Origin of the sequence: Gluconacetobacter sp. (genome assembly GCF_047721585.1) — a bacterium.
Lineage (GTDB): Bacteria > Pseudomonadota > Alphaproteobacteria > Acetobacterales > Acetobacteraceae > Gluconacetobacter > Gluconacetobacter dulcium.
The window spans coordinates 1-9,705 of sequence record NZ_JBDNXE010000135.1 but is presented as its reverse complement, the minus strand read 5'-3'; the positions used below and the strand labels follow the sequence as shown (position 1 = coordinate 9,705).

General features: G+C 61.8%; 9 protein-coding genes. 5 read left to right on the top strand and 4 right to left on the bottom strand.

Going from position 1 to position 9,705, the window contains the following annotated elements:
* A partial coding sequence (locus tag ABF821_RS17745; protein WP_415531019.1) for a PQQ-dependent sugar dehydrogenase occupies positions 1 to 1,199 on the top strand: 1,199 nt, incomplete at its 5' end.
* Positions 1,200 to 1,651: 452 nt separating this feature from the next.
* A complete protein-coding gene (gene cysG / locus ABF821_RS17740; RefSeq protein WP_415531018.1) occupies positions 1,652 to 3,079 on the top strand; it encodes a siroheme synthase CysG in 1,428 nt (475 codons plus the stop codon).
* Positions 3,080 to 3,160: 81 nt separating this feature from the next.
* Here the strand turns inward: cysG and ABF821_RS17735 are convergent, their stop codons facing one another.
* Entirely contained in the window at positions 3,161 to 4,054 is an 894-nt protein-coding gene (locus tag ABF821_RS17735; protein WP_182974178.1) for a LysR family transcriptional regulator, read from the bottom strand.
* A gap of 300 nt (positions 4,055 to 4,354) precedes the next feature.
* On the opposite strand from ABF821_RS17735, the gene metF reads away from it, so the two are divergent.
* Together metF and ABF821_RS17725 are read left to right on the top strand one after the other, a co-directional pair.
* Complete coding sequence (gene metF / locus ABF821_RS17730) at positions 4,355 to 5,245, top strand: methylenetetrahydrofolate reductase [NAD(P)H] (protein ID WP_415531017.1); 891 nt, start codon at positions 4,355 to 4,357, stop codon at positions 5,243 to 5,245.
* Between the two features lie 97 nt (positions 5,246 to 5,342).
* On the top strand, positions 5,343 to 6,002 hold the full coding sequence (locus ABF821_RS17725; RefSeq protein WP_183008547.1) for an epoxyqueuosine reductase QueH: 660 nt from the start codon (positions 5,343 to 5,345) through the stop codon (positions 6,000 to 6,002).
* 311 nt (positions 6,003 to 6,313) lie between these two features.
* Here ABF821_RS17725 and ABF821_RS17720 read toward each other — a convergent pair whose 3' ends face one another.
* The 3 genes from ABF821_RS17720 to hpxZ form a co-directional block, all read right to left on the bottom strand.
* The gene (locus ABF821_RS17720) at positions 6,314 to 7,342 is read right to left on the bottom strand and encodes a methionine synthase (protein WP_183008548.1); all 1,029 of its coding nucleotides are present in this window, start codon (positions 7,340 to 7,342) and stop codon (positions 6,314 to 6,316) included.
* 27 nt (positions 7,343 to 7,369) lie between these two features.
* A complete protein-coding gene (locus ABF821_RS17715) occupies positions 7,370 to 8,353 on the bottom strand; it encodes a DUF1852 domain-containing protein (RefSeq protein WP_415531016.1) in 984 nt (327 codons plus the stop codon).
* A 571-nt stretch (positions 8,354 to 8,924) separates the two neighbouring features.
* Positions 8,925 to 9,311, bottom strand: a complete 387-nt coding sequence (hpxZ, locus tag ABF821_RS17710) for an oxalurate catabolism protein HpxZ (RefSeq protein WP_183008550.1) — start codon at positions 9,309 to 9,311, stop codon at positions 8,925 to 8,927.
* A gap of 152 nt (positions 9,312 to 9,463) precedes the next feature.
* On the opposite strand from hpxZ, the gene ABF821_RS17705 reads away from it, so the two are divergent.
* On the top strand, positions 9,464 to 9,705 hold a 242-nt coding region (locus ABF821_RS17705; protein WP_415531015.1), incomplete at its 3' end, for a hypothetical protein.

Below are 9,705 nucleotides of genomic sequence, written 5' to 3'. Positions count from 1 at the left end.
ACCCCACCTTCATGCCCACGGTCAACATCGCCACCCCCATCGGCTGGCAGGGCACGCAGGCCCCGACCCCGGCGGCAGGGCTGGCGGTGCATGCCTTCGCCACCGGCCTGGACCACCCCCGCTGGCTGTACAAGCTGCCCAACGGCGATATCCTGGTGGCGGAATCCGAGTCCCCCGGCACCGACATCAGGACGGTGAAGAACCGCATCGCCGGCCTGGTCATGGGCCAGGTCGGCGCGGGCGGAAAAAGCCCCGACCGCATCATCCTGCTGCGCGATACCGACGGCGACGGCGTCGCCGACCAGCGCAGCGTGTTCCTCGACCACCTTTACTCGCCCTTCGGCATGGCGCTGGTCGGCGACACGCTCTACGTGGCCAACGCCAACGCGCTGGTCCGCTTCCCCTATCACGAGGGCGAAACCCACATCGACGCACCGGGCGAGAAAGCCGTGGACCTCCCGGCCGGCTACAACCACCACTGGACCAAGAACATCCTGGCCAGCCCGGACGGCAGCACTCTCTACGTCACGGTCGGCTCCAACAGCAACGTGGCCGACAACGGCATGGAGGTCGAGGAAGGCCGTGCCCGGATCGACCGGTTCGACATCGCCACCGGCAAGCTCACCCCCTACGCCACCGGCCTGCGCAACCCCAACGGGCTGGCGTGGGAGCCCCAGACCGGCGCCCTGTGGGTCGCGGTGAACGAACGCGACGAAATCGGCAGCGACCTGGTGCCCGACTACATCACGGCGGTGAAGGAGGGCGCGTTCTACGGCTGGCCCTACAGCTATTACGGCCAACACGTCGATGTCCGCGTCAAGCCGCAGCGGCCCGACCTGGTGGCCACCGCCATCGCCCCCGACTACGCGCTCGGCCCGCACACCGCCTCGCTCGGCATCGCCTTCTCGCAGAACAGCAGCCTGCCGGAAGCCTGGCGCAACGGCCTGTTCGTCGCCCAGCACGGCTCATGGAACCGCAAGCCCAAGAGCGGTTACCGCGTCATCTACGTCCCCTTCACCGACGGCCACCCCGACGGCGCCCCCCGCGACGTGCTGACCGGCTTCCTGACGCAGGACGAAGCCCACACCCACGGCCGCCCGGTCGGCCTGGCGCTGGACAAATCCGGCGCCCTCCTGGTCGCCGACGATGTCGGCAACACCGTGTGGCGCGTCACCGGCACGGGCCAGAAGACCGACTGACGCAGCCCTTTCGGGCAACCGCCTGATGGCTGTAGCGATATGGCAGTAGCGATTCATGGTTCGCATGGGCATTCCGCCACGCTCACACGCGGCGCAGCCAGCACAGACCATGCCCGGAGCACATCGTCCGCCATCAGCGAACCACGCTCCGCATCGCCCATCCGATAAAGCGGCACGTGCGGAGCCCACAGGCGGGACCACCCCGGCGGGTCGCTCCCACTTACCGGCGTGCATGTCCAGACGGGCTCCCCCCGCCCTTGTCGCCGGCCCACCGGGCCCCGACCTTGCCATCATCGGGGATTGAAGGCACCAGTTCCCGAACGACCACGCAAGGCACGGGCACGACGGGGCAAAACGATGCGGCAGCGCACCACCGGGCACAGCAGCATGGGCAAGACGAAGCCGACACGCCGCACACCACCTTCAGCCGAACAGCCCACAGGACACACGCCATGAGCGCACCGAACGAACCCGGCTGGTTCCCCATCGCCCTGCGCCTGCGCGACGCCAGGGTGCTGGTGGTCGGCGGCGGCGGGATCGCGCTCAACAAGATCCGCCTGCTGCTGGCCCACGCCGCGCGGGTCGAGGTGCTGGCCCCCACGCTCGACGACGCGCTGACGGCCCTGCGCGACGCGGGAGACATCCACCATATCCCCGCCGAAGCCCACCCCGACCAGCTCGACACCCTGCTCCCCGGCTGCCGGCTGGTCTACGCGGCAACCGACGACCGCACCGTCAACCGCGCCGTCGCGGCCCGCGCCGACGCGCTGAACATCCCGGTCTGCGCGGTCGACGACCCCACGCCGTCCAGCTTCATCACCCCCGCCCAGATCCATCGCGGCCCGGTACGGATCGCGATTTCAACCGGCGGCGCCGCCCCGGTCCTCGCCCGCCGCCTGCGCGAGCGTATCGAGGCCGTCATGCCCGCCGGGCTGGACGGCCTGGCCCGCTTCCTGCGCGACGCCCGCGCCCACGTCGTCACACGCTGCCCCGACATCGACCGCCGCCGCCGCGTGTGGGAAGCCTTCCTGGACGGCAGAGGGGCCGAGGCCGCCCAGCGCGGCGACACCGAAACCGCCCGCCAGATCCTCGACCACCTGCTGGACGACACCCCCGTCACCGGCGAGGTCTGGCTGGTCGGCGCCGGCCCCGGCGACCCGGACCTGCTCACGCTGCGCGCATTGCACCTGATGCAGAACGCCGATTCCGTGCTCTACGACCAGCTTCTCCCCCCCGACCTGCTGGACCGCGTGCGACGCGACGCCACGCGGGTTTTCGTCGGCAAGCAGCGCGACCGCCACACCATGCCGCAGGAGCAGATCAACGCCGAACTGATCCGCCGCGCCCGCATGGGCGAGCGCGTGCTGCGGCTGAAGGGCGGCGACCCGTTCATCTTCGGTCGAGGCGGCGAGGAAATCGAGGCCCTGATGCAAGCCGGCATCCCTTTCCAGGTCGTGCCCGGCATCACGGCGGCCAGCGGCTGCGCCGCCTATGCCGGCATTCCGCTCACCCACCGCGACTGCGCGCAATCCTGCCTGTTCGTCACCGGCCACGCCCGCAAGGACGGCACCCTGGACCTGCCGTGGGAGCGCATGGCCGGCAGCGGCCAGACCATCGCCATCTATATGGGCGTCAGCGCCCTGCCCGACCTCTGCGCGATGCTCGTCCGCCACGGCCTGCCGCCCGACTGGCCCGCCGCGATCATCGAACGCGGCACCCGCCCCGACCAGCGCGTGCTCACCGGCACGCTGAACACCCTGCCCCCCCTCGCCCGCGCCAGCAACATCGGCAGCCCGGCGCTGATCCTGGTCGGCGAAGTCGTGCGTCACCGGGTCGTCTCTTCTTCTTTTTCTGAAGAAAAAGAAGCAAAAAGACTTTGATCCGTTCAAAGACCTCGACAGAAACGGATATTCATCTTCCGAACGGAACAGGCCAGACGCACGGCCTCGTCCCCAGGCGCCTCATCCCTGGGGATCAGCGGCAAAACTTATGAAATCGGTGAGATATTGCAGATCCTCATCTGCCTCACGGCGGCCAAGGAAAATCTGCTTCGCAATGCCGTTTTTGCCGATCCTTATGGCCCGCAGATCAAAGCGTGATGCATATTCCTCCACCAGCCACCGGGGCAGAACCGCAACGCCGCGACCATGCGCGACCATCACCAGCATGATGTCCGTCGTCTCGATGTGCTTCTGCTGGCGTGGCGCGATCCCGGCAGGCTGAAGAAACTGGGTATAGATATCCAGCCTCTCCGCAGGAACAGGGTAGGTAATAAGCGTCTCGTCCGCCAGTTGTTCAGGCGTGATACATTTAACGTCACACAGCCTGTGAGTGCTTCCAACGACAAGCACGAGTTCATAATCAAAAACCGGCGTAAAAACCAGGCCCGGTTTATAAAGCGGATCAGGCGTCACAAGAATGTCGATCTCATTGCCCAGAAGAGCCCCGATCCCGCCAAACTGAAACTTCTGGCGCACATCGACATCCACCTTCGGCCAGCGTTCGAGATAAGGCGAGACGACGTTGAGCAGCCATTGATAGCAGGGATGGCACTCCATCCCGATCTTCAGGGTGCCCCGTTCGCCATTGGCAAACTGTTCCAGCCGCTCTTCAGCCAGCGAGAACTGCGGCAGCAACCGGTTGGCGAGCGAGAGCAACCACTGACCGGCCTGCGTCAGAACCAGAGACCGCCCTTCACGCCGCCAAATCTTCACACCAAGCTGGATCTCGATCTTGCGAACCGCATGGCTGAGCGCCGGCTGGGTCAGGTTCAGCCGCGCCCCCGCCGCCGTGAGCGACCCCTCCCTGGCGACTTCCTGTATGATCATCAGATGGTTACGTTCAAGAATGGCCATGTCTTACCAGGAAATATGCACCAAATTCATACATCCATAAACAATTATCATTTATATATATTGGCGAAAACCCTTATCTGAGACCACACATCGGCATATCCGGATCTCAATGATGGCAATGCCTCCGCCCGTCGGCAGGACTTCTCTGGCATCGCTTGCGACGGTTTCGGCAATTCAGCCCGATTCTGGCGAATAGTCCCCGTCCCACTCTCATATTTTCATATCGTCGAGATGAACAACACCGTGAAACACCGGCCAGCCCAAGCCCTCCCAGGCGCGTTCTCCCCTCATGCTCTCGACATGCCGCCCCCTGCTCTCTCTTTCGAATTTGTCCCCCCGAGAACCGACGCGCAGGCGCACCGCCTGTGGCAATGCATCCGGCGCCTTGCGCCGCTTTCGCCGCGTTTTGTCTCCGTCACCTGCGGCGCTGGCGGAAGCCCACGCGCCAGCACCCGCGCGACAGTGCTGCGCCTGAAGCGGGAGACCGATCTCGTACCCGCCGCTCACCTGACCTGCGTCGGTGCAAGCCGCGAGGAAATCGACGAAATCGCCCACAGCTACTGGCAAGCCGGTGTCAGACATATCGTGGCATTGCGGGGCGATCCGCCAGCAGGCGCGGCTGATTACACCCCGCATCCCGGCGGTTACGCCCATGCCAGCGACCTCGTAACCGGCCTGCGCCGCATCGCGGATTTCGAAATCTCCGTCGCCGCCTACCCCGAGACCCATCCCGCGGCCCCAAGCCCGGCGTTCGATCTCGACAATCTCAAGCGCAAGCTCGATGCCGGGGCGACACGCGCCATCACCCAGTATTTCTTTGACGCTGAAACCTGCCTGCGTTTCCTCGACCGATGCATGGCGGCCGGCATCACCGCACCGATCGTGCCGGGCATCATGCCCATTTCAAACTACGATCAGGTGGCGCGTTTCTCGGCGCTCTGTGGCGTGACGGTCCCAGCCTGGCTGACACACCTGTTTGAAGACACCGCGAAAAATCCAGACCTTCGTCGTATCGTCGCCAGCGTCGTGGCTGTGGAGCAGGTGCGGGCCTTGCAGGCCAACGGAATCAACGAATTTCATCTCTCGACATTGAATCATGCTGACCTGCCCTTCGCCATCGCGCATATTCTTGGGCTCCGCCCGACGGAAGCCTCTGCACCGGCCGAAAGCCTGACCGGGAATGTGCTCTGATGCGCGAGAGCGATCCTGAAAGGTCGTGCGCACCGAACCGCCGCCAGCGCCCATATCCGGTTTGGCGACAAGAAACCGCAACGCAAGGAAATCACCCATGACGGAACGCTCCCGCCCCCTGCTCACACCACCGGATGGACACAGGAAGGTGCTGCTCCATTCCTGCTGCGCACCCTGTTCCGGCGAGGTGATGGAGGCGATGTCGGCGTCCGGCATTGATTATACGATCTTCTTCTACAACCCGAACATTCACCCCGAGCGGGAATATCGTCTCCGCAAGGATGAGAACATCCGCTTTGCGGAAAAACACAATGTTCCCTTCATCGACGCCGACTATGACCGTGACAACTGGTTCGCCCGCGCCAAAGGCATGGAATGGGAGCCGGAACGCGGCATACGCTGCACCATGTGCTTCGACATGCGTTTCGAGCGCACGGCGCTTTACGCGCACGAACATGCTTTCCCCGTCATGACCAGTTCGCTCGGCATTTCACGATGGAAAAACATGGCGCAGATCAATGATTGCGGGCAACGCGCCGTCTCCCCCTATGACGGGCTATCCTACTGGGACTTCAACTGGCGCAAGGGCGGAGGTTCCGCGCGCATGATCGAGATCAGCAAACAGGAGCAGTTCTACCAGCAGGAATATTGCGGCTGCGCCTATTCGCTGAGGGACACCAACCTGCATCGCCGCAACACGGGCCGCCCGGCCATTGAAATCGGCAAACTCTATTACGGAACGGACAGCAATGACTGACAAGCCGCAAAGCACGCAGTCTCCCGCCGACATTGTAACGGACGCATCGCCCCAGACGGACGGAAGCCGGCATAAGCAGGGCGAAATCCTCCTGATCTGTGACGACCAGAAGGACAACGCTTCCCACGACGAAAACCCGTTTGGCTGCCCATGCTGCATTCTGCCCTGGTCGCGCTGAACGGCATCCAGAACATGCGCATATTGCCGAAAATCCCGATCTTCGGCAATCAGAGCGCGTGGAGACGGCCCCGGTCTCCACGCCGCGCCAGACTCACGGGCGCATCATCCTCACACTCGAAAAACCCCGACGCTCAGGCCGACAGTTCTTTCCGAACGATTTCCGCCCCCGCCCCCAGAGCGTTCAGCTTTCCCGTGGCAACATGCCGGGACAGAGGCGCCATGCCGCAATTGGTCGACGGATAAAGCTTGTCCGCATCAACGAACTGGAGGGCCTTTCGCAGCGTGCTGGCGACCTCCTCCGGTGTCTCGACGGTGTTGGTTGCCACATCAATGGCACCGACCATCACCTTTTTACCGCGAATGAGTTCGATAAGATCCATCGGAACGCGCGAATTCTGGCATTCCAGCGAGATCAGGTCGATGTTCGATCTCTGGAGTTTGGGGAAGATCTCTTCATACTGCCTCCACTCCGCACCCAGGGCATTTTTCCAGTCGATATTCGCCTGGATGCCATACCCGTAGCAGATATGAACGGCCGTTTCGCATTTCAGCCCTTCGATCGCCTTTTCCAGCGTCGCAATGCCCCAGTCATTCACTTCGTCAAAGAAAACGTTGAACGCAGGCTCATCGAACTGAATGATATCGACACCAGCAGCCTCCAGTTCCCTGGCTTCCTGGTTAAGAATCCCGGCAAATTCCCAGGCCAGCTTTTCGCGGCTTTTATAATGCGCGTCATGCAGCGTATCGATCATGGTCATCGGGCCGGGCAGAGCCCATTTGATCCGCTTTTTCGTGAGCGTGCGCAGAAACCGGGCATCCTCGACAAACACCGGCTTTTCGCGCGTCACAGCCCCCACGACGGAAGGCACACTCGCGTCATAACGATTACGGATTCTGACGGTCTGGCGGTTCTCGAAATCGACGCCACTGAGATGCTCGATGAAGGTCGTGACGAAATGCTGCCGCGTCTGTTCGCCGTCGCTGACGATATCGATGCCGGCACGATCCTGATCGTCCAGCGTCAGACGCAGCGCATCCTGCTTGCCTTCCTTCAGTTCTTCACCGTGCAATTTCCAGGGGGACCAGAGCGTTTCCGGTTGCGCAAGCCAGGACGGCTTGGGCAGGCTTCCGGCGGTGGAGGTCGGGAGTAATGTCTTCATGGTTGCGGCCTTGGTATGTTTGATTGATCAGACAGGAAAACGAGCAGACCACTGCTCAAGACGATCCTGATACGGCTCGATAAAGCGTTCTTCGGTAAACTTGCCCTGCGCGACAGCCAGCCTGCTGCGCTCCTCGCGATCGTACACAATGCGGGTCAGCGAATAATCCTGATGGTTCAGGCTCGGCTGATAACGTGCGGCCGCCGGAGCATTGGCATTGTAGATTTCAGGCCGGTAAACCTTCTGGAAACACTCCATCGTGCTGATCGTGCTGATCAGTTCCAGATTGGAATAATCCGACAGAAGGTCGCCAAAGAAATAGAACGCCAGCGGCGCGGCGGCATAGGGAGGCATGAAATACCGCACCTTCATGCCCATCTTGCCGAAATACTGGTCGGTCAGGGAAAATTCTCTCTGCTCATATTCAGAACCCAGAACCGGATGATAATTTCCGGTTTTATGATAGATCCTGTTACTGGAGACGCTCAGACAGATGACGGGCATCTTGCCGAAGCTATTCCTGTAAGTGTCCGAATATATGAACGATTTGAACAGATTCCCATGAAGATCACCGAATCCGTCGGGAATACGGAATTCCGGCAGGTCCCGGTTGTGCTTCAGCAGAAGCACACTGAAATCATAATCCCGGACATAGGAAGAAAAGTTGTTCCCGGTCATTCCAGCGACACGCCGATTGTCAATCCTGTCAATAATCGAGGTATTGAGAATCTCAATTAACGGAAAGACATTATTCTGCCCATTGAAAACGAAATTCATCTCGACGGAAACGATCTCGATCTCAACGGAATAGCGATCTGCGTTCGGATTATCCCAGTGCGCGAGAGAATTGAAACGGCTATCGATCATCCGCAGGACGTTTTGCAGATTTTCCCGACGATGCGCCCCCCTGGCCAGATTGGCGAAATTGGTCGTCAGACGCGTGTCATTCGAAGGACTGTAATCGTCATCAAATCTCGTCTTCTTGATAGCGAACGTAAATTCGAGAGACATTCCTGTTTTACCTCATTTTGGCAGAATCCCCCAGATCATTATTTTGACCTGTAGAGGATTTGACGTGTTTACAGTTCCCAATCGGCAATTTTCAGGCCGGAAGTGCCGAGACGCATTGGACGCTGTTATGCCTGAGAGGATCATTGAGCAAAAATGATTTTATTTCATTTATCCATAAAATCCATTCATGGATAACCGCCATCAAAGGGCGTCCCACCCTTTTGCCTGGGGTGACCCTCGTGCCCTGATGTCCATTCTCGATATGGCCCGTCCATAAACCGGGCATTCCCTTATCCGCGCGCAAACCGCGCTTGCCGGGAGAACCCCTCGGGTTCAGGCGCATCCTCGCGACGACGGCAGACAACAGCACAGATCAGCCGACCGCGCGGCATGCTCGGGCTGTCCGGTCACACGCCCCTCTTAACGGGCCGGTCGCGGAACCGGACCAGGCGACCGTTTCAAAAGCTCCGATAGGGAGCGGCGCGCAAGACGTGAGAAAGCGGCTTTAGCGCGGAAGAGCGGCGCGCGGGGCACCGCCGCCGGGCGACCACACGCCGCCCCGAATGAACCGTCAGGACCCATCCGCCATCAGCGAGACATGCGCGCAGGTAATCTTCCACCCCTCATCGGTGCGGACCCATGTCTGGCTCTGCCGTCCGATGCGCGCCGCCCCCTCGCGCTGGAATTCCAGATTGACGGTCGCCAGATCCGTGCCGAAGGTCGTCACCACCCGGCGCAGCACCCGCCGCTGCGGCGACCCGCCGACGCGCCCCTGACGAAAGGCCGCAATCTCGGCAAAGCCGTACAACACCTCACCCACGCCATAACGGATCGTCTCCGGCGCATCGCGAAACAGCGCATCCAGAACATCCAGGTCATTGGCCATCAGCGCCGCCTCGTACCGGTCGGACATGGCGGTCACTTCGGCCATGATGGCGGGGTCGTCGATCAGAAGCATGGCACGGCACCTTCCATAAAACAGCGTATCCGTAGCAGATCACCCGGCGGTCATCATGCGAGAGTCACAACTTTCCAGCACGCTCATCAACGCGCACCGTATTGCGGCCCCCCTGAAAAATATAATAAATCATACGCATCATGACTTCCAGAATGCCGGCTTCAGACGCTCTCTCCCGAAAAACCGTCGCCGACACCAGTGGCGGGGCGGCCCGCTCGTCGCACCGGGGCCGCCGCCCCCTCGGCGCCCTGCTCTGCATGGTCCTGCTGCACGAGACGGTGCCGGCCTCCCCGGCCGACGCCGCCGGCTTCACATTGTCCACCCTGGGCATCATGCAGCCGTTCCTGCCCTCGGCCGCCGCGCCCCAACCATCGTCACAGCCGCCGTCACAGCC

Excerpts from the sequence above, each read along its gene's own strand:
- cysG (WP_415531018.1), top strand. The coding sequence starts at position 1,652 with ATGAGCGCACCGAACGAACCCGGCTGGTTCCCCATCGCCCTGCGCCTG.
- ABF821_RS17735 (WP_182974178.1), bottom strand. The coding sequence starts at position 4,054 with ATGGCCATTCTTGAACGTAACCATCTGATGATCATACAGGAAGTCGCC.
- metF (WP_415531017.1), top strand. The coding sequence starts at position 4,355 with ATGCCGCCCCCTGCTCTCTCTTTCGAATTTGTCCCCCCGAGAACCGAC.
- ABF821_RS17725 (WP_183008547.1), top strand. The coding sequence starts at position 5,343 with ATGACGGAACGCTCCCGCCCCCTGCTCACACCACCGGATGGACACAGG.
- ABF821_RS17720 (WP_183008548.1), bottom strand. The coding sequence starts at position 7,342 with ATGAAGACATTACTCCCGACCTCCACCGCCGGAAGCCTGCCCAAGCCG.
- ABF821_RS17715 (WP_415531016.1), bottom strand. The coding sequence starts at position 8,353 with ATGTCTCTCGAATTTACGTTCGCTATCAAGAAGACGAGATTTGATGAC.
- hpxZ (WP_183008550.1), bottom strand. The coding sequence starts at position 9,311 with ATGCTTCTGATCGACGACCCCGCCATCATGGCCGAAGTGACCGCCATG.